General features: G+C 61.4%; 16 protein-coding genes. 7 read left to right on the plus strand and 9 right to left on the minus strand.

Annotated elements, in window-relative coordinates; translation table 11 throughout:
• Positions 1–92 precede the first annotated feature (92 nt).
• The 4 genes from AC1RT4_RS15020 (at position 93) to AC1RT4_RS15035 (ending at position 7,655) form a co-directional block, all read left to right on the plus strand.
• A complete protein-coding gene (locus tag AC1RT4_RS15020; protein WP_493085985.1) occupies positions 93–1,853 on the plus strand; it encodes a sensor histidine kinase in 1,761 nt (586 codons plus the stop codon).
• Positions 1,853–3,178, plus strand: coding sequence for a sigma-54-dependent transcriptional regulator (locus AC1RT4_RS15025; protein WP_493085987.1), 1,326 nt, complete (start codon positions 1,853–1,855; stop codon positions 3,176–3,178). Before AC1RT4_RS15020 ends, AC1RT4_RS15025 begins: the two co-directional genes overlap by 1 nt.
• Before the next feature lie 114 nt (positions 3,179–3,292).
• Positions 3,293–6,127, plus strand: coding sequence for an RHS repeat-associated core domain-containing protein (locus AC1RT4_RS15030; RefSeq protein ID WP_493085989.1), 2,835 nt, complete (start codon positions 3,293–3,295; stop codon positions 6,125–6,127).
• A 208-nt stretch (positions 6,128–6,335) separates the two neighbouring features.
• Complete coding sequence (locus AC1RT4_RS15035) at positions 6,336–7,655, plus strand: MFS transporter (protein ID WP_007960177.1); 1,320 nt, start codon at positions 6,336–6,338, stop codon at positions 7,653–7,655.
• A 62-nt stretch (positions 7,656–7,717) separates the two neighbouring features.
• Here the strand turns inward: AC1RT4_RS15035 and AC1RT4_RS15040 are convergent, their stop codons facing one another.
• Complete coding sequence (locus tag AC1RT4_RS15040) at positions 7,718–8,476, minus strand: COG4705 family protein (protein WP_493085991.1); 759 nt, start codon at positions 8,474–8,476, stop codon at positions 7,718–7,720.
• A gap of 348 nt (positions 8,477–8,824) precedes the next feature.
• Here AC1RT4_RS15040 and AC1RT4_RS15045 point away from each other — a divergent pair, with 348 nt between their 5' ends.
• Together AC1RT4_RS15045 and AC1RT4_RS15050 are read left to right on the plus strand one after the other, a co-directional pair.
• Complete coding sequence (locus tag AC1RT4_RS15045) at positions 8,825–9,142, plus strand: hypothetical protein (RefSeq protein ID WP_085730226.1); 318 nt, start codon at positions 8,825–8,827, stop codon at positions 9,140–9,142.
• A gap of 128 nt (positions 9,143–9,270) precedes the next feature.
• A complete protein-coding gene (locus AC1RT4_RS15050; protein ID WP_493085993.1) occupies positions 9,271–9,900 on the plus strand; it encodes a flavin reductase family protein in 630 nt (209 codons plus the stop codon).
• A gap of 4 nt (positions 9,901–9,904) precedes the next feature.
• On the opposite strand, the gene AC1RT4_RS15055 is transcribed toward AC1RT4_RS15050, so the two are convergent.
• Both AC1RT4_RS15055 and AC1RT4_RS15060 read right to left on the minus strand, forming a co-directional pair.
• Positions 9,905–10,147, minus strand: a complete 243-nt coding sequence (locus tag AC1RT4_RS15055; protein WP_007960172.1) for a hypothetical protein — start codon at positions 10,145–10,147, stop codon at positions 9,905–9,907.
• Between the two features lie 43 nt (positions 10,148–10,190).
• Positions 10,191–10,544: a putative quinol monooxygenase gene (locus AC1RT4_RS15060; RefSeq protein WP_007960171.1), complete on the minus strand. Its 354-nt coding sequence runs from the start codon at positions 10,542–10,544 to the stop codon at positions 10,191–10,193.
• Positions 10,545–10,879: 335 nt separating this feature from the next.
• Between AC1RT4_RS15060 and AC1RT4_RS15065 the strand changes: the two genes are divergently transcribed.
• On the plus strand, positions 10,880–11,809 hold the full coding sequence (locus tag AC1RT4_RS15065) for an AraC family transcriptional regulator (RefSeq protein ID WP_039765922.1): 930 nt from the start codon (positions 10,880–10,882) through the stop codon (positions 11,807–11,809).
• On the opposite strand, the gene AC1RT4_RS15070 is transcribed toward AC1RT4_RS15065, so the two are convergent.
• The 6 genes from AC1RT4_RS15070 to AC1RT4_RS15095 form a co-directional block, all read right to left on the minus strand.
• The gene (locus AC1RT4_RS15070; protein ID WP_493085996.1) at positions 11,810–12,865 is read right to left on the minus strand and encodes an ABC transporter ATP-binding protein; all 1,056 of its coding nucleotides are present in this window, start codon (positions 12,863–12,865) and stop codon (positions 11,810–11,812) included.
• 16 nt (positions 12,866–12,881) lie between these two features.
• Positions 12,882–13,730: an ABC transporter permease gene (locus tag AC1RT4_RS15075; RefSeq protein ID WP_064599073.1), complete on the minus strand. Its 849-nt coding sequence runs from the start codon at positions 13,728–13,730 to the stop codon at positions 12,882–12,884.
• Positions 13,727–14,635: an ABC transporter permease gene (locus tag AC1RT4_RS15080; RefSeq protein WP_007960163.1), complete on the minus strand. Its 909-nt coding sequence runs from the start codon at positions 14,633–14,635 to the stop codon at positions 13,727–13,729. Before AC1RT4_RS15080 ends, AC1RT4_RS15075 begins: the two co-directional genes overlap by 4 nt.
• 71 nt (positions 14,636–14,706) lie before the next feature.
• Positions 14,707–15,810, minus strand: coding sequence for an ABC transporter substrate-binding protein (locus tag AC1RT4_RS15085; protein WP_493085998.1), 1,104 nt, complete (start codon positions 15,808–15,810; stop codon positions 14,707–14,709).
• 217 nt (positions 15,811–16,027) lie between these two features.
• Positions 16,028–17,476 (minus strand): aldehyde dehydrogenase family protein, encoded by a 1,449-nt coding sequence (locus tag AC1RT4_RS15090; RefSeq protein WP_493086367.1) that lies wholly within the window; start codon positions 17,474–17,476, stop codon positions 16,028–16,030.
• Positions 17,476–19,113 (minus strand): 5-guanidino-2-oxopentanoate decarboxylase, encoded by a 1,638-nt coding sequence (locus AC1RT4_RS15095; protein WP_127799643.1) that lies wholly within the window; start codon positions 19,111–19,113, stop codon positions 17,476–17,478. Before AC1RT4_RS15095 ends, AC1RT4_RS15090 begins: the two co-directional genes overlap by 1 nt.
• Between the last annotated feature and the right edge of the window lie 117 nt (positions 19,114–19,230).

Raw genomic sequence — 19,230 nt, forward strand, 5'->3', positions numbered from 1 at the left:
GTGTGATCAATGGCTTTTATGCAGCGATAGCACTGTAGCCGCTCGACGGCGTGCTATCGTGCCCGCCCGTCCTGCCATCCGTTTGCTCCAGCATGCTGCCGACTTCCCGTACCCTGCGTCTGTCGTTGTACACCCTGCTGATCCTCGCCGGCGCCGCCCTCGCCGCGACGCTTGCGATCCGCCATGCCGAACGCCAGGCGCTGGAAGAAGACGCCGCGCGGGCCAATCAGCAACTGGCGCTGTACGCCAATTCGCTGCACACCCTGATCGACCGCTACCGCGCCCTGCCCGCCGTGCTGGCGCTGGACCCACAATTGCGTGCGGCGCTGGCAGGTTCCGTCGATGCCGAACAGCAGGCTGCGCTGAATCTGAAGCTGGAAAAGATCAACGGCGCGGCGCAGTCCTCGACGCTGGAACTGCTCGATCATACCGGCCTTGCGGTGGCGGCCAGCAACTGGCGCCTGCCCAGCAGTTACGTCGGTCACAACTACGGCTTTCGCCCCTATTTCAGTCAGACTCGCACCCAGGGCACCGGACGTTTCTACGCGGTCGGCGTGACCAGCGGGATTCCCGGTTACTTCCTGTCCAGCGCGGTGCTCGGCGACAACGGCGAGTTTCTCGGGGCGATGGTAGTCAAGCTCGAATTCCCCGAACTCGAGCGCGAATGGAGCCAGGGCAATGACACCCTGCTGGTCAGCGATGCGCGCGGGATCATCTTCATCGCCAACCAGCCCGGCTGGCGTTATCGCCTGCTGCACCCGCTGAGCCCGGCGGATTACCGCGAGATCAAGGCCACCCGCCAATACGACAAACAGTCGCTGGTGCCACTGACGCATCTGGCGCTGCGCAGCTTCGACGACAACAGTGATCTGCGCCGCGTCGAAGGCCCGCAAGGCACGGCGGATTACCTGTGGGAATCGCTGCCGTTGAGCGCCGAAGGCTGGACCCTGCATCTGCTGCGGCACCCGCAGGTCTCCTTCGAGGATCAGCGCAATGCCGGGCTCGCCGCCGCCGGAGTATGGCTGGCGCTGGTGTTCCTGTTGCTGTTCCTCAACCAGCGTTGGCGTCTGGCGAAGATGCGCCAGCGCAGCCGCGAAGAGCTTGAGCAACTGGTCGAGGAACGCACCCGGGATTTGCGCACCGCCCAGGACGGTCTGGTGCAGTCGGCCAAACTCGCCGCGCTGGGACAAATGTCGGCGGCGCTGGCCCACGAAATCAATCAGCCGCTGACCGCCCAGCGCATGCAACTGGCGACCCTGCGCCTGCTGCTCGATCATGGCCGGGTCGATGACGCCTACAAGGCGCTCAAACCGGTGGATGAAATGCTCACGCGCATGGCCGCCCTCACCGGCCACCTGAAAACCTTCGCCCGCAAGAGCCCCAGCGGCTTGCGCGAACGGCTGGATCTGGCGACGGTGGTCGATCAGGCCCTGCAATTGCTCGATGCGCGCCTGCGCGATGAACAGGTCAGTCTGGTGCTGCACCTGACCCGTCCGGCGTGGGTGCGCGGCGATGCGATCCGCCTGGAGCAGGTGTTGATCAATCTGCTGCGCAATGCCCTCGATGCGATGCAGGGCAAACCGTGCAAGCGTCTGGAAATCCGCCTGGAAGCCGACGAGCAACTGTGGCGCCTGAGCGTCATCGACAACGGCGGCGGCATCGCCGAAGAACATCTGGGTCAGGTGTTCGATCCATTCTTCACTACCAAACCTGTGGGTGACGGGCTGGGTCTGGGGCTGGCAGTATCGTTCGCCATCGTCCATGAATCCGGCGGGCGCCTGTGCGCCGAGAATGGTGACAACGGCGCGGTGTTCAGCCTGACCTTGCCGATCGATCTGGAGGCGCACATCTGATGCTCAATTCGGTGATGGTGGTCGATGACGAAAGCAGCATTCGCAGTGCGGTCGAGCAATGGCTGAGCCTGTCCGGGTTCGAGGTGCAGCTGTTCAGCCGCGCCGAGGAATGCCTGGCGGCGCTGCCCGCGCATTTTGCCGGGGTGATTGTCAGCGACGTGCGCATGCCCGGCCTCAGCGGTCTTGAACTGCTGGCCGAGGTGCAGCGCCGGGACGCCGACCTGCCGGTGATTCTGCTCACCGGCCACGGCGACGTGCCGATGGCGGTCGAAGCGATGCGCGACGGCGCCTACGACTTTCTGGAAAAACCCTTCAGCCCCGAGACCCTGCTCGGCAGCCTGCGCCGGGCGCTGGACAAGCGTCGGCTGGTGCTGGAAAACCGCGCCCTGCACGAACAGGCCGACAACCGCGCCAGACTGGATGCAACGCTGCTCGGTGTATCCCGTGGCTTGCAGACCTTGCGCCGGCAGGTGCTGGACCTCGCGACGCTGCCGGTCAACGTGCTGATCCGTGGCGAGACCGGCAGCGGCAAGGAACTGGTCGCCCGCTGCCTGCACGACTTCGGTCCGCGCGCCGACAAGCCGTTCGTGGCGCTGAACTGCGCGGCGATCCCCGAGCAACTGTTCGAAGCCGAGTTGTTCGGGCATGAGAGCGGCGCGTTCACCGGGGCCTCCGGCAAGCGCATCGGCAAACTGGAATACGCCGACGGCGGCACGCTGTTTCTCGATGAAATCGAAAGCATGCCGCTGGCCCAGCAGGTGAAACTGCTGCGGGTGTTGCAGGAACAGAAGCTGGAGCGGCTGGGGTCGAACCAGAGCATTCGGGTGGACTTGCGGATTGTCGCGGCGACCAAACCCGACTTGCTCGATGAAGCCCGGGCCGGACGTTTTCGCGAGGACCTGGCGTATCGCCTGAACGTCGCCGAATTGCGCCTGCCGCCGTTGCGTGATCGTCGCGAAGACATTCCGCTGTTGTTCGAATCTTTCGCCCAGAACGCTGCTCAGCGATTGGGCCGGACCTTCCCGCCGCTCAGTGGCGCGCAGTTGAGCCATCTGCTGAGTCATGACTGGCCGGGCAATGTGCGCGAGTTGGCGAACGTGGCCGAGCGGCAGGTGCTGGGGCTGGATGAACCGGTGCAGGGGATCGATCCGGGGCAGTCGCTGGCGGCGCAGCAGGAGGCGTTTGAGGCGCAGTGTCTGCGGGCGGCGTTGACCCGGCACAAGGGGGATGTGAAAGCCGTGCTTGAGGAACTGCAACTGCCGAGGCGCACGTTCAATGAAAAGATGCAGCGCCATGGTTTGACCCGGGAGATGTTTGTCCCCTAATGAAACATAGCGACCAGTGACCGCCCCCCCTGTCAGATCTGTCAGGTTACGCTGCGCTTTGTAACCTCTAGACTCAGGTATCTTCGTCCTGCCATGCGGCAGAGGCACAATGGCATGAATACCTCTCCCCATTGGCGCACACCCTCACTTTCGGTCCACGACAGCCGTGGCCTAGTGATTCGCCAGGTCGCGTACCTGCGCACGGTTGCCGATGAACCTGTAACGACCCTGATCACGCGACAGCACCATAACGCAGCCGGGCAGAGGGTGGAGCAACGGGACCCGCGTCTTGCCATTGCCAATATCTCCAGTGTTCTCAACCTGGCCGCAGAGCCGCTGAAAGTCGACAGCGTGGACGCCGGTTGGCGACTGAGTCTGCCAGGGCTGGGGGGTGAACCCTTGCACCAGTGGGACGAGCGTGGCAGCCACTGGCAAAGTACCTTTGACGATCAACTTCGCCTGGTGGCTGTGGCGCATGACACCCGCCCCGACATAGAGACCTGCGTCTACGCCGATGCAGCGGCCGACGCAGGTTTCAACCTGCGTGGCCAGTTGATCCAACGGGAGGATTCGTCAGGTCATTTGATATTCGACAGTTACTCGATGCTGGGTACATCACTGCGCGAAACCCGCACTTACTTTGATGGCAAGGCGTTCACCAGCAGCCGCGTCCATAGTCCAGACGGCAACGTGCTGGAGCAGACCGACGGCGGCGGACACCGCCAACTGTTCAATTACGACATCGCCGGGCAGATCAATCACGTACAGCTGCAGATCAAAGGACAGATTGACTGGCAGGCAGTCCTGCAGGACGCGAAATATGACGCGGCCGGGCACATCATCGAACAACTGGCAGGCAACGGTGTGGCCCGACGCTGGTTTTACGACCCGGCCAGTCTGCGTCTTCTACGCCAATCGGCTCAGCTCAATGCGCTGCCGCCATTGCAGGACTTCGAATATGAATATGACCCGGTGGGTAACATCACCCGCATTCTCGATCACGTATTCACGCCGCGTCATTTCGCCAATCAGCGAGTCGATGGTCAGCGCGAATTCAAGTACGACTCGCTGTACAGACTGCACAGCGCCAGCGGTTACGATGACGCCGCGCCTCAAGACAACCCGGGGCGACCGCACCCCACCGATCCCAATGACCGGCGTAACTACATTCAAACTTATTCCTATGATGCCGGTGACAATCTATGCCGGATCCAGCATGTGCGTGATGGCCACAACCATATCCGCGAAATGCTCATCGATCCCGGCAGCAACCGGGGAGTACGCTGGACCTCGGGCGACCCCGCCCCCGACTTCGGCTCCCTCTTCGACCGTCATGGCAATCTATTGGCCCTGCAACCTGGTAATCCCCTGCAATGGGATTCTCTCGACCAACTGGAGTGCGTCACTCTGGTACATCGCGATACGGCTCCCGACGACACTGAGTTCTATCGCTACAGCCAGGGTTCGCGAGTTTACAAACGCCATGCGACCTACTCGGCCTCGAACAGCCACTACCACGATGTTTACTACCTGCCGGGGCTGGAAGTCCGGTGCAAAGACAATGGCGAAGAACTGAATGTCATCACCCTCGCCATCGGCGTCGGCACTGTACGTTGCCTGCACTGGGTCGCGCGTGCACCCGCCGGTCTCGATCCGGATCAATTGCGTTTTACGCTGGATGATCACCTGGGTTCGTGCCTGATGGAGCTCGATCATCGGGCACGATTGATCAGCCACGAAGGCTATTACCCGTTTGGCGGCACATCATGGATGGCAGCACGCTCGGAAATCGAGCTGGCCTACAAGTTCGTTCGCTATTCAGGCAAGGAAATGGATGAAAGCGGCCTGTATTACTATGGCGCGCGGTACTACGCGCCTTGGCTGCAACGCTGGCTAAGCGCCGATCCGGCGGGAGTGGTCGACGGGCTGAACCTGTACGGATTCGCAGGCAACAACCCAATCAGTTTTATCGACAACGACGGACAGGGACGTACCCCGTTCCTCGAAACGCGACAAGAACGCGATGCAAGGAAAACGCAAAGCACTGCGGATCAACGGGCCCTCTCAGCCAGCAAGGAACTTTCACACGCAATTGACCGGCATATGAAGATTCTGGAGGTCACCGACCTGCGGGTCCGGGCCGTTGAATCACAACTCGACAATCTCCAGTCGGGGAAAGCGCTGGCCGGGAATGCCGCCAAACGCACCGGTACCTTCGTCGCAAAACAAGCGATCAGTTACAGCGTCGGGATCGGTGTCGGCGCGGTGGCAGGTTCATTGGGCTCAGTCGCAGGCCCCGTCGGTACAGGGATGGGCATCGCTCTCGGGATCGCAGCCAAGACGGCCACCGGTCTGGCTGTCGACTACATTACGGAACAGCAGGGCCTGTCGACGTCAGTCATGCTCAAATCCAGAAAGCTGGATCCGGATAGTATCGTGCGAAAAGGCGAATACAAAACCGCGTCCCTGTCAGGCTACGCTCACATGAAATACCGGAAAACGCTCGAAGGCGCTATGGCCCCCACCGAGCTCAACGTGCTCAAGGCTAGCAAGGAAGCGTCGTCACCGCTCATATCCATTGCAATGACGGCTCACGAATCTCCATTCTCGGGGGAGATTGGTGCCGTTGTAAGCACCCTGGTCGGCGCCACCGAAATCATGTACGAAATCGAAAACGCAAAAAACGGAATGATTCCCGCGGTGCAGGAAAAAATCGAACGGATCAACCAGCACCTGCCCAATTTGATTGATGTATTGGAAGTGGAATTGGCCAAGGTCAATACAGCGTTCAATACTGCCAACCGCGACTCGATTCATACCTTTCGTATGTTCAGCAAGCTCTTCGGCAATGCGCCGGGCGATACTTACTCAAGCGTTGCGGATGCGACAAACGCAACGATTTCAAACCTGAGGAATCTTCACTCCAGAATTCAACACGGTTTCAACTGAGCCATGCTTCCCATGCGAGGAGTTGCCGAAGCTTGAAATCTCGGCAATTTTCCGCTCAATCACCATCGGCAATAAGCGGATTTCCGCTCAACCAATCTTCCCAGCCCCTCTAAACCGGCCCTCCCCCCGTTGGCACAGCTCCTGCTATAGCCCTCGCAGGCTGCGTTTCAACGCGCTCCACAAAAACAATTAAACGAAGGATCCTTCAATGGATAACTCCAACGCCCTGCCTCTTGGGTCGGCTGCCGTGCCGGCCAAAGAACGAACCACCGCCAGTCGCATCAAGTCGATCTTCAGCGGTTCCGTCGGCAACATGGTCGAGTGGTACGACTGGTACGTCTATGCCGCCTTCTCGCTGTACTTCGCCAAAGCATTCTTCCCCAAAGGCGACACCACCGCCCAACTGCTCAACACCGCCGCGATCTTCGCCGTGGGCTTCCTGATGCGCCCGATCGGTGGCTGGCTGATGGGCCTGTACGCCGACAAGGTCGGACGCAAAAAAGCGCTGATGGCCTCGGTTTACCTGATGTGCTTCGGCTCGCTGATCATCGCCCTGAGCCCGGGTTATGAAACCATCGGTGTCGGCGCGCCGATCCTGCTGGTGTTCGCCCGCCTGCTGCAAGGCCTGTCGGTCGGCGGCGAATACGGCACCTCGGCGACTTACCTGTCGGAGATGGCGACCAAGGAGCGTCGCGGCTTCTTCTCCAGCTTCCAGTACGTGACTTTGATTTCCGGCCAGCTCATCGCGCTGGGCGTGCTGATCGTGCTGCAACAGTTCCTGACCACCGAAGAGCTGTACGCGTGGGGCTGGCGCATTCCGTTCGCCATCGGCGCGCTGTGCGCAATCGTGGCGCTGTACCTGCGTCGTGGCATGGAAGAAACCGAGTCGTTCACCAAGAAAGAGAAGTCCAAGGAAAGCGCCATGCGCACCTTGCTGCGCCATCCGAAGGAACTGCTCACCGTGGTCGGCCTGACCATGGGCGGTACGCTGGCGTTCTACACCTACACCACCTACATGCAGAAATACCTGGTGAACACCGTCGGCATGAGCATCTCCGACTCCACCACCATTTCTGCCGCCACGCTGTTCCTGTTCATGTGCCTGCAACCGATCATCGGCGGCCTGTCCGATAAAATCGGTCGTCGTCCGATCCTGATCGCCTTCGGCGTGCTCGGCACGATCTTCACCGTGCCGATCCTGATGACCCTGCACACCATCCAGACCTGGTGGGGCGCGTTCTTCCTGATCATGGCGGCGCTGATCATCGTCAGCGGCTACACCTCGATCAACGCCGTAGTGAAAGCCGAGCTGTTCCCGACCGAAATCCGCGCCCTGGGCGTCGGCCTGCCGTACGCACTGACCGTGTCGATCTTCGGCGGCACCGCCGAATACATCGCGCTGTGGTTCAAGAGCATCGGCATGGAAACCGGTTACTACTGGTACGTGACCGCTTGCATCGCGGTGTCCCTGCTGGTGTACATCACCATGAAAGACACCCAGAAACACTCGCGCATCGTCACTGACTGATCGCAAAAAAACGCGCGAAGGTGCAAGACCTTCGCGCGTTTCTTTCCTGTCCGATTTCCCGATCAGGACAACTCGGCAACGCCCTGTTTGCCGCCATAGCGCTTCTGCGCATAAGACGCGCCCACGATCATCACCAACAGAATCCCCGCCAGCACTGCCGACGAACCGATGGTGCCGAAATCCAGCCCACCCTTCTCATGGGACTTGGTCATCAAGTCGCCCAAGGTCGCGCCAAACGGCCGGGTCAGCACGAACGCCACCCAGAACAGCGCCACCGACGAAATCTTCGTGAAGTACTTGAGCAACACGACCACGCCAATCGCCGAGCCGATCAGCAGCGCGCCACCGGCAAAGCCCAGGCCCGAGTCGTCCGCCAGGTAATCGCCGAGCGCGGTGCCCAGGGTGTTGGAGAACAGAATCGCCATCCAGTAGAACATCTCGCCGCGAAAGCTCTGCACCTTGGTCACGTTGAGCGAGTCGCCGCTCAGGCGCCATGCCGCGAAGATCGCCAGCAGGATCGCGATCAGGATCATGGAACCGGTGGCGTAACCCAGTTCCAGCGTGCGGTCCATGAAGTCGGACATGGTGGTGCCGGCGGTGCTGGTCGACAGGATCACGATCCAGTACAGCAACGGCTTGTAAGTCTTGGACATCAGCTGCGCGATCAGCGTCAGTACAAACACACTGATCAGGATCAGCGAGCTGATGGCGTAGCCGACGTTAAGGGTCATCGACAACAAATCCCCCGCGGTTTCCCCCAGGGTCGTCGCACAGATTTTCATGACCCAGAAGGCCAGGGTGATTTGAGGCAGTTTGTTCATCGCGGGCAACGCTCCAGTGTGTGACGGCCGGTTTTTGGCTTTATGGCCGTGGGCAGACTGGCGTTGCACGGGTGAAAAACCGGTCGGGAATCCATGAAAAATCTGTCACACACGCAAAAAACGGCGATTAATCACCGGTTAATGCCCCTGCCGCATCCTGCACCTACCTGATCGATTAACTGCGCGACGCTCGCTCCGACGACGAAAGCGAATTGAATGCGTCGCCCTTAACATCAAGTTAATCGATTGTTTTTAGCATTATTTTGCGCTTTTTAATCAATTTAGTTGGCGTAGCATGAACCCCATGCGAAACACATCGCCAACGAATTTCGAATCTGGAGAACGACCATGAAAACCAAACTGATCCTCGCCCTGACCCTGTCCGTACTGGCCGCCAACACCTTTGCCGCCGACGGTTCGGACAAAACCAAATCCGCCGACTTCATTTCCGGCGCCAGCGCTGCCATCGAAACCAGCCACTCGGGCGCCTACGCTGCCGACGGCTTCGACAAGACCAACGTCGGCAAAGCCGTTGCTGCTGATGGTTTTGACAAGACCGGCACTGCTGCGGCTATCGCAGCCGACGGTTTCGACAAAACCGGCACCGCCGCTGCCATCGCTGCTGACGGTTTCGATAAAACCGGTACTGCTGCAGCCATCAGCTGATTAGCAGAATGCAGACACCAAAGCCCGGCCATTGCCGGGCTTGTTCATTTCCAAAGGTCGGTATTTGATCTTCGCGGATCGGACTTGCACTATTGGTCGCTTATAGAAGCCTTCAGGATCACCCCGCCATGCCCGATGACATCCATTTCTACGAACCGGCCAACGGCCACGGCCTGCCCCACGATCCGTTCAACGCCATCGTCGGTCCGCGTCCCATCGGCTGGATTTCTTCGCAGGATGCCGAGGGCCATTTGAACCTGGCGCCCTACAGCTTTTTCAACGCGTTCAACTACATTCCGCCGATCATCGGGTTCTCCAGCGTCGGTCGCAAAGACAGCCTGAACAACATCGAGCAGACCGGCGAATTCGTCTGGAACCTCGCCACCCGCCCGCTGGCCGAGCAGATGAACCAGAGCTGCGCGATGGTCGGGCCGCAGGTCAACGAGTTCGAACTGGCGGGGCTGACGCCGGTGGCGTCGAAGGTGATTGCTGTGCCGCGCGTGGCCGAAAGCCCGGTGTCCTTCGAATGCAAGGTCACCCAGATCATTCAGTTGCAGCGCGCCGACGGCGAGACCGTGCCGAGCTGGCTGGTGCTCGGCGAAGTGGTCGCCGTGCACATCGCCAAGTGGCTGTTGAAGGACGGGATCTACGACACCGCCGCCGCCGAACCGATTCTGCGGGGCGGCGGGCCGGCGGACTATTTCCAGCTGGGACCGGAAGCGTTGTTCAAGATGTGGCGCCCGGGGGCGACGAAGTAAGCGCTTACCAGATCAGCTCGGCGTCGTCGGTGACGCCCTTGAGCTTGTCCAGTTCGTTGATCGCGGCTTCATCCGCGGCGATGGCGCCGGGGAAAACCTGATCGTTCAGCAGTTTGTGAAAGCGCGGTGCGCCGCCGTCGACCAAGGCCTTGACGGCGATTGCCGCGTGATAACCCTTGTTGCCGCCCAACTCGACGGGGACTACAGCGGAAACCGCTTCGAAGTGTTCGAACTCTTTACGTGCCATATCGCAGGTCCTGGCTCAATCGGATAAGCCCGACATTAAACATTCAACCGGCGAGTTTGTGTATCGGCGCAGTGCATTGCCCTACGGCCTGTGCGGCCGAGACTTCCTTGAAGGTGTGGAAATCCAGGCTGTTGACCACCAGCTCCTGCACCAGCTCGGCAAAGATTTCCATCGACGGGCTGCTGAAATATGCGGTCATCGATTGCTGGTTGTTCCAGAAACCGGAGACCAGCCACAACTCCGGATCACACTGCGAATGCTGCAAGGCGAAGCTCAGGCAACCGGGGGCGGCACGGGACGGTTCGATCAGGGCGCTCAGGCGCATGCCGAGTTCCGCCGAGCGCCCGGCGCGCGCTCGAACGAAGGCCATATGACTGACGGGAATCTGCTTGGACATGTTCAACCCTCCCAGGGAGTCGCGTGGCAGCCGGGGACGGGCTGCGACAGGATCCAAGGTTAAGGGCCGGGCACGGCTCGCCGTTAGTCGATTCCTGCCGTCGCGTTGCACAATCCTGCGAGACTGTCGTGCAGACCTGTAACAAGTCGTGAATTGCTGTCACCGTCCTGTCACACCGGTTTCGAGCAAGTTTTCCGAAATGCGCCCTGTCATGTCTGGGCAGGCACGCAACGCCATGCAGGATCAGGCAAGCATTTCGCAGGATGTGTCTACCGCTTGCGCTTGCACAAACTTATGCTCTGCTCCCATTCCATCCCTTGCCGAGGAGGCTGTGCATGACGTCATTCGATCGTTTTCAGGCGCCGCCCGATGCCGACATGGAAAAGCAGCGCGCGGAACTGGCGGCCATCATTCGCCGCAACACCTCCGAAGATGGCAGTTATGCCACTGCCGTCGGCTCGCTGTTCATGTCGCGCCACACCCAGTCCCATGACTTCGCCCCGGTGCTCGCACAACCGGCGCTGTGCATCATGGCGCAGGGGCGAAAAGAGGTACGGCTGGCGGACGAGTTCTTCAATTACGACCCGCTGAATTACCTGGTGGTATCGGTCTCGATGCCGTTGAGCGGTCGGGTGGTGAATGTCTCGCCGGAGGAGCCGATCCTCGCCGTGCGCCTGGACATTGATCCGGCGGAAATCACCGCGCTGATCGCCGATGCCGGCCCTATGGGCGTACCGACCCGGCCGACCGGGCGTGGTTTGTATGTGGAGAAGATCGACAGCGCCATGCTCGATGCGGTGCTGCGTCTGGCCCGCCTGCTCGACGCGCCGAAAGACATCGCCATGCTCGCACCGCTGATCCGCCGGGAGATTCTCTATCGCCTGTTGCGCAGTCCGCAGGGCCATCGGCTGTACGAAATCGCCATCGCCAACAGCCAGAGCCACCGCATCAGCCAGGCAATCAAATGGCTCAACGGCAACTTCGAACAGCCGTTGCGCATCGATGATCTGGCGAAGGAAGTGAACCTCAGCGTCTCGACTTTGCATCACCGTTTCAAGGCGATGACGGCGATGAGTCCGTTGCAGTATCAGAAGCAACTGCGCCTGCAAGAGGCGCGGCGTTTGATGCTGGCTGAGGGGCTGGAAGCTTCGGCGGCGGGGTATCGGGTGGGGTATGAAAGTCCTTCGCAGTTCAGTCGTGAGTACAGCCGGTTGTTTGGCGCGCCGCCGTTGCGGGATCTGGCGCGCCTGCGATTGAGTGTCTGATCAGGCGCCGAGCACCCGACACGCCTCACTCGGCAACGTCACCGACACCGGATGCCCGATCCCCAGACCGAAGCCCTGACACGGCGTGCTCAGCGCCGTGAAGGTCACCCCGGAACATTCCACTGTGGTCTCGATGGTCGTGCCGATATCCCGCACAAACGTCACCTTGCCCAGCAGACGATTGCCCGCCGTAGCCTGCGGCGCCGACAGTTGCAGGTCTTCAGGACGAATCAGCATTTTCACTTTCTGCCCGACCACGATGCTGCTGCAGATCGGCACTTGCAGGGCATCCCCGCCCGGTAGCACGACCTTGCCATCACCCAGCGCGGTGGCCGGGAAGATATTCCCGGAGCCGATAAAGTCCGCGACGAATTCGTTGGCCGGGTGCCGATAGATTTCAATCGGCGTCCCCACCTGCTGCACCCGATGCTCACCGAGCACCACCACAATATCGGCCATGGTCATGGCCTCGCGCTGATCGTGGGTCACCATGATGGTGGTGATGTTCAGGCGTTGTTGCAGTTGACGGATTTCCACCTGCATCGACTCGCGCAACTTGGCGTCGAGCGCCGACAGCGGTTCGTCGAGCAGAAGGATTTTCGGATGCGAGGCAATCGCCCGCGCAATCGCCACCCGCTGACGCTGACCGCCGGACAGCTTGGCCACCGGACGGTCGATCATCGGTTGCAGCTGGATCAACTCAAGCAACTCAACGACTCGCGCCTGTTGATCGGCCTTGCTCACACCGCGCAGTTTCAGCGGATAGGCGATGTTCTCGCCCACCGTCATGTGCGGGAACAATGCCAGCGACTGAAACACCATGCCGAAGTTGCGCAGGTGCGCCGGGGTGTGGCCGATGTCCTCGCCGTCCAGGCGGATCTCGCCGCCGGTGAGGGTTTCCAGCCCGGCGATCATTCGCAGCAACGTGGTCTTGCCACAGCCCGACGGGCCGAGGAAGCACACCAGTTTGCCCTCGGGCAAATGCAGGTTGACGTCTTTCACCGCGCAGGCCGAGCCGTAATGTTTCTCGACGTTTTCCAGAATCAGACCAGACATAAAAATCACCTCAAAATCAGAAGGAAACGCCGCCTTCACCGACCAGCTTCTCCAATGCCCAGATCAGGACGAAGTCGATCAGCACGATCAGCACGGCAAACGAGAACACGGTAGGGTCGAGCGATGACACGGTGCGGCTGTACATCCAGATCGGCACGGTCATGACGTCGATGGTGTAGAGGAAATAGGTCACGGTGAATTCGTTGAACGAGACGATGAACGCCAGCAGCATCCCCGCCAGAATCCCCGATTTCATCAGTGGCACCACCACATCGACGATGGCCCGCAATGGCGAGGCGCCGAGCATCTGCGCGGCTTCTTCGACTTCGCTGCCGATGGAAAGCATGGCCGCGGTGCAGTTCTTCACCACGAACGGCAGCGCCAGAATCACGTGAGCAATCACCAGCCGCGAAGTGGTCATGTGGAACGGCAGGCTGTCGAACACCAGCAACAAGGCCAGCCCCAGCACCACCATCGGGAACACCAGCGGCAGCGACATCAATTGCAGCGCCACGCCCTTGCCACGGAACTCGCAACGGGTCAGTGCGTAGGCCGCCGGCACCGCGATCAGCGTGGCGAAAATCATCGTCAGGCACGCCACCAGCAAACTGGTGCCCATGGCCTGGCCGAGGCTCAACACATCGCTGGCATCGGGCGAGACGAAGGTGTGCCACGCCGCCTTGTACCATTGCAGGCTGTAGCTGCTCGGCGGGAAGTCGAGGTTCGACGCACCGCTGAACGACATCACGATCATGGTCAGGATCGGCAACACGGCCAGGAACAAAATGATCCCGGAGAGGATGCCGGCAAACTTGCCGGTATCGCCCGGCAACAGCGACTGACGCTTCTTGATCAGGGCACTCATTGCGAAGCCTCCAGCAGACGGCGACGGCGGCCGGTGATGTATTCGGACAAGGTCATGATGGCGAGCGTGGTGACGATCAGCACCACACCAGCGGCGGACGCGGCAGGCCAGTTCATCAGCGGTGCGATCTGATCATGCACCATCACCGCGAGCATCGGCACGCGCCGACCGCCGAGCAGCAACGGCACCACGAAGCTGCTGGCGTTGTAGGCGAACACCAGGGTCGCGCCGGTGATGATCCCCGGCAGACTCATCGGCAACACCACCTGGCGGAACACCTGAAAGCGGCTGGCGCCGAGGGTGGCGGCAGCTTCTTCGTAGCTGCGGGCGACACCGCGCATGGCGCTGGCAATCGGCAGCACGGCGAGCGGAAACGCGGTCTGCACCAGGCCCATCAACACGCCGTTCTGGTTGTACAGCAACATGATCGGCCGCTTGATCAGACCGAGGCCCATCAGGGTCTGGTTGAGCATGCCGCCGGGGCCGAGGATCACCAGCCAGCCATAGCTTTGCAGCAGCAGGTTGACCAGCAACGGCAACAGCACCGCCGCCAGAAAAATCCTCCGCACGAATGGCGAGGTCAGGCGCGACATGGTGTACGCCACCGGGATCGCCAGCACCACCGCGATCACCGCGCTGATCAGCGCCAGACGCAAGGTCAGCAGCAACGATTTGAGGTAGTAGGGTTCGAGCAACTGGGCGTAACTGGCCAGGCTGAAACCGGACCACTCCGCGCCCTTGGTGCCTACGCTCATGCGCAGCACCAGCAGGCTGGCGGCAATCAGCACGCCGAGAAACAGCATCGACGGCGTGAGGAAAAACCACGCCCGCGCCGTCGGCGAAACACCGCGCGCCGGGCGCACGTCACCCGCGCCGACCGGTTGGGTCAGGGATTGATGTTCCATAGCAATGATCTCGTCAATGGAGAACGAATCTCCCGGGCACCCCGATCATGCGGTGCCCCGGAAGGTCGGCGTCAGGAAGAAAAGATTTCCGTGTAGCGACGAATCCACTGGTCATGCACGGTCGCCAGGAAGGCGTTGTCGTGCATGATCGCCTTCTCCGCGATCTGCTCCGGCGTGAGGATGAACGGGCTCTTGCGCGCTTCGGCGGAGATGATCGCCTTGGCGTTGACCGGGCCGTTGAAAATGTCTTCGGCCATCTTGCCCTGCACCAGCGGGTCGAGGGAGTGGTCGATAAAGGCGTAGGCCAGGTCGGTGTCGCCCGGACGGTTCTTCGGCATCACCGAGAGCATCAGGTCGGTGTAGAAACCTTCCTTCATGCCGAACGTGGCGCCGAGGCCGTAGTTCGGATCGCGGATCTGCTTGGGGAAAAACGCCGGGGCATACAGGCCGCCCATGTCCAGAGAGCCGGTGCGGAACAGCTCGGCGATCTGGTTCGGGTTTTCGCCCAGAGTCACCACGCGGTCTTTCAGCTCCGCGAGCTTCTTGAAGCCCGGTTCGATGTTGTGCTCGTCACCACCGGCCAGTTTGGCGGCGATGATGATCAGGTCCATGGCCTCGGTCCAGTTCGGCGGCGGCAGGAAAATGCTCGGTGCCAGATCGGCGTCCCACAGTGCGGCGTAACTGTCCGGCGCTTCCTTCTGGGTGCGGGTGCTGTAGACCAGACTGTTGCACCACAGCAGGTAACCGATGCCGTGACCGTTGGCCCCGGTGCGGTATTTTTCCGGGACGTCGACCAGATTGGGAATGCGGTTGAGATCGGGTTTTTCCAGCAGTCCGGCAGCGGCCAGACCTTCAGCGCCGACGCCAGCCAGGGTGATGATGTCGTACTGCGGACGGTCACCGCCGGCCTTGAGTTTGGCGACCATTTCCGAGGTGCTGCCGGTGCGGTCGGCAATCACTTTGGCGCCGGTCTTGGCTTCGAAGGTTGCCGCGATATTGCGCAGTGCGGCGAGGCCCGTGTCATCGGACCAGGTCAGCAGGCGCAGGGTCTTGCCGGCAAAGCGGGTGTCGCTGGCACTGGCCCGGATGAAGGGCATGCTCATGGCCGCCGCAGCCACCGAGGCCACGCCGACGGTTTTGATGAATTGACGCCTGTTCAGATCTTGCTCGCCCATGTAGGACTCCCATTATTCTTGTAAGTATGAGACTGATCGCAACCCTTGCATCTGCCTGACCGGAACTGCTCAAGCGCCCGGTTTCAAAGGGCTTGAGCGTGGTCTGCGGGTTCATCCTGAGGTCGTGCAAAACACCTGACTATCGATAAAAACTCATTGGAGCCATGACGCCGGCGCATGCCTCGTTGCGAGGCATGCGCTGACCTTTTTCGGGCATTCAGAGCGCGCGGATCACGTGCTTGATTTCCTGAAATGCCGCCAGGCCCCACGGCCCTAACTCGCGACCGATGCTGCTCTGCTTGTAGCCGCCCCACGCGGTCTGCGGGAAGATCACCTGCGGCGCGTTGAGCCACACCAGCCCCGCCTGCAAGGCGTTGGCGACCCGATCCGCCGTCTCGGCATTGCGCGTGACCACGCTGGCGACCAGACCGAACTGACTGTCGTTGGCCAAGGCAATCGCCTCGGCTTCCGTAGCGAAACTGCGCACGCAGATCACCGGGCCGAAGATCTCTTCACACCACAGCGCACTGTCGAGGGGCACTTCGGTGAAAATCGTCGGCTGCAAGAAATATCCGCGCGGCAGATCGGCGGGACGATTACCGCCACAGATCAGCTTGGCCCCGGCACTGAGGCCCCGGTCGATGTGACCGAGCACTCGCTGGTACTGCGCCTGATTGACCAGCGCGCCCATCTCGACTTCAGGATCGAACGGATCGGCCACACGGATTTTTTCCGCACGGGCCTTCAGACGAATCAGGAATTCATCGGCCAGTTCATCGGCGACCAACACCCGGCTGGTGGCCGAGCACATCTGCCCGGCGTTGAAGAAACCACCTCCGCAGGCCAGCTCCACCGCCAGATCCAGGTCGGCATCTTCCAGAATCAGCAGCGAGGATTTGCCGCCCAGTTCCAGGCTCACGCCCTTCACGGTTTCCGCGGCGCGCTGCATCACTTGCACACCGACGGCGTTGCTGCCGGTGAAGGAAACCTTGGCGATGCGCGGGTCCGCCGACAGCGGCGCACCGACTGCCAGACCGGTGCCGCACACCAGGTTGAACACGCCTTTGGGCAGACCGGATTCGGCGATGATGGTCGCCAGTTCCAGCTCCGGCAGCGGCGTGACTTCCGACGGTTTGAGCACCACGCAGCAACCGGCGGCCAGGGCCGGGGCGAGTTTCCACGCGGTGGTGACCATCGGGAAATTCCACGGCACGATCAGCCCGACCACACCGCACGGCTCGCGACGCAGACGTGCGCTGAAGTCATCGCTGGGCAGCGGCACATTGCTGTCCTGTTTCGCATCGAGGCCTTCGGCGAGTTCGGCGTAGTACTCGAACGTGGCGATCACGTCGTCGACATCGATGCCCGCTTCGAACTGCGGTTTGCCGTTGTTGCTCGACTGCAACTTCATCAGATGTTCGCGGCCGTTGCGCACGCCATTGGCGATGTTGCGCAGGATCGCAGCGCGCTCGGTACCGGTGGTTTTCGACCAGCCTTTGAAGGCTTCGGTCGCTGCCGTTACAGCCTGGTTGACGGCGCTTTCGTCACCGCCATTGACCGTGGTCAGCAGCGCTTCGGTGGCCGGATTGATGACGCGCAGGTGTTCGCGACCGGCGGACCATTGGCCGTTGATGTACAGGCCGTCGAGTGTGGTCGGGAAATTCATCATTGGGCCACCGCCTTCATCCATTGGGTCTGGTCGATTTCGATCAGGGTCGGGCCCTGACGATCGGTGGCGGCGCGCAGTGCACCGCGCAGGTGTTCGGCCGAGCTGATCGCTTCCGCCGCGCAGCCCAACGCCTTGGCCACTCCGATGAAATCCGGGGTGTAGATGTCCACGCCCACCGGCTCGATGGCGCGGTTGACCATGTATTTCTTGATCTCTTCGTAACCCTGGTTATTCCACAGCAGGATGATCACCGGGGTGCGCGCTTCGACGGCGCTGGCCAGTTCCGGCAGGGTGAATTGCAGACCGCCGTCGCCGATCAGGCACACCACCGGCGGACGTGCGCCGTGTTCGAGGTTGCCGCCGAGCCACGCGCCAATCGCCGCCGGCAAGGCGTAACCGAGGGTGCCGTAACCGGTGGACGAGTTGAACCAGCGGCGCGGGCGCTCCGGGTTGAACGTGAGGTTGCCGGTGTACACCGGTTGCGTGGAGTCACCGACGAACACCGCGTTCGGCAATTCGTGCAGCACGGTTTCGAGGAAACGGGTCTGGGCCAGCGTTGGTGCATCCCAGGTCGCGGCCAGGTCTTCACGCAGACGGGCGGCGCGTACCTGACCCCAATCGTTGCGGCGCTCGGCCAGCGGTTTGTGCGACAACGCGCTCAGCAATGCTTGCGCCGCGTTGCGCGAGTCGGCCACCAGCGCCACGTGAGGCGGGTAGTTGCGCACGGTCTGGTCGGGATCGATATCGACGCGCAGCAGTTTGCCGGGGATCTCGAAACCGCCGGCGAAGGTCACGTCGTAGTCGGTTTCCGCCAGCTCGGTGCCGATTGCCAGGATCACGTCGGCATCGGCCACCAGAGCGCGAGTCGCCACCAGGCTCTGGGTCGAACCGATCAACAGCGGATGGCTGGACGGCAACATGCCTTTGGCGTTGATGGTCAGGGCCACTGGCGCGTCGAGCAGTTCAGCCAGTTCGGTGAGTTCGGCAGCCGCATCGATGGCGCCGCCACCGGCGAGGATCAGCGGACGCTGGGCGCCGGCCAGCAGTTCAGTCATGCGGCTCACGGCGGCCGGCGCAGCACCGGCGCGGTCGATGTTGACCGGCACGCTGGTCAGCAGTTCGTCGGCCTCTTCGACCAGCACGTCCAGCGGAATTTCGATGTGCACCGGACGCGGACGCCCGGCCTGGAACAGCGCAAACGCACGGGCCAATACACCCGGCAATTCGGACGCCGACATCAGCGTGTGAGAGAACGCTGCCACGCCGCCGACCAGTGCGCTCTGGTTCGGCAGTTCATGCAACTTGCCGCGACCGCCGCCCAGTTGACTGCGCGACTGCACACTGGAGATCACCAGCATCGGGATCGAATCGGCGTAAGCCTGGCCCATGGCGGTGGTGATGTTGGTCATGCCCGGGCCGGTGATGATGAAGCACACACCCGGTTTGCCGCTGGTACGGGCGTAGCCGTCGGCCATGAAGCCGGCGCCCTGTTCATGGCGCGGGGTGACGTGGTTGATGCTCGAACGGGCCAGCCCGCGATACAGCTCCACGGTATGCACCCCGGGAATGCCGAACACCTGCTCGACCCCATAATCTTCGAGTAACTTGACCAGTACTTCGCCACACGTCGCCATGTCTTTGCCCTTCTTGTTCGTTGAGGCACCGGGCTTTAAAGGAACCGGTGATTGGCCTCATTGAAACGGGCGACCCGTAGCCGCAACAATCGATAAAAGCTCATACTAGCCATGTCC

Source organism: Pseudomonas sp. GW821-FHT11D10 (assembly GCF_058808435.1).

Excerpts from the sequence above, each read along its gene's own strand:
- AC1RT4_RS15095 (WP_127799643.1), bottom strand. The coding sequence starts at position 19,113 with ATGGCGACGTGTGGCGAAGTACTGGTCAAGTTACTCGAAGATTATGGG.
- AC1RT4_RS15085 (WP_493085998.1), bottom strand. The coding sequence starts at position 15,810 with ATGGGCGAGCAAGATCTGAACAGGCGTCAATTCATCAAAACCGTCGGC.
- AC1RT4_RS15055 (WP_007960172.1), bottom strand. The coding sequence starts at position 10,147 with ATGGCACGTAAAGAGTTCGAACACTTCGAAGCGGTTTCCGCTGTAGTC.
- AC1RT4_RS15045 (WP_085730226.1), top strand. The coding sequence starts at position 8,825 with ATGAAAACCAAACTGATCCTCGCCCTGACCCTGTCCGTACTGGCCGCC.
- AC1RT4_RS15035 (WP_007960177.1), top strand. The coding sequence starts at position 6,336 with ATGGATAACTCCAACGCCCTGCCTCTTGGGTCGGCTGCCGTGCCGGCC.
- AC1RT4_RS15050 (WP_493085993.1), top strand. The coding sequence starts at position 9,271 with ATGCCCGATGACATCCATTTCTACGAACCGGCCAACGGCCACGGCCTG.
- AC1RT4_RS15025 (WP_493085987.1), top strand. The coding sequence starts at position 1,853 with ATGCTCAATTCGGTGATGGTGGTCGATGACGAAAGCAGCATTCGCAGT.
- AC1RT4_RS15065 (WP_039765922.1), top strand. The coding sequence starts at position 10,880 with ATGACGTCATTCGATCGTTTTCAGGCGCCGCCCGATGCCGACATGGAA.
- AC1RT4_RS15080 (WP_007960163.1), bottom strand. The coding sequence starts at position 14,635 with ATGGAACATCAATCCCTGACCCAACCGGTCGGCGCGGGTGACGTGCGC.
- AC1RT4_RS15030 (WP_493085989.1), top strand. The coding sequence starts at position 3,293 with ATGAATACCTCTCCCCATTGGCGCACACCCTCACTTTCGGTCCACGAC.
- AC1RT4_RS15060 (WP_007960171.1), bottom strand. The coding sequence starts at position 10,544 with ATGTCCAAGCAGATTCCCGTCAGTCATATGGCCTTCGTTCGAGCGCGC.
- AC1RT4_RS15040 (WP_493085991.1), bottom strand. The coding sequence starts at position 8,476 with ATGAACAAACTGCCTCAAATCACCCTGGCCTTCTGGGTCATGAAAATC.
- AC1RT4_RS15070 (WP_493085996.1), bottom strand. The coding sequence starts at position 12,865 with ATGTCTGGTCTGATTCTGGAAAACGTCGAGAAACATTACGGCTCGGCC.
- AC1RT4_RS15020 (WP_493085985.1), top strand. The coding sequence starts at position 93 with ATGCTGCCGACTTCCCGTACCCTGCGTCTGTCGTTGTACACCCTGCTG.
- AC1RT4_RS15090 (WP_493086367.1), bottom strand. The coding sequence starts at position 17,476 with ATGAATTTCCCGACCACACTCGACGGCCTGTACATCAACGGCCAATGG.
- AC1RT4_RS15075 (WP_064599073.1), bottom strand. The coding sequence starts at position 13,730 with ATGAGTGCCCTGATCAAGAAGCGTCAGTCGCTGTTGCCGGGCGATACC.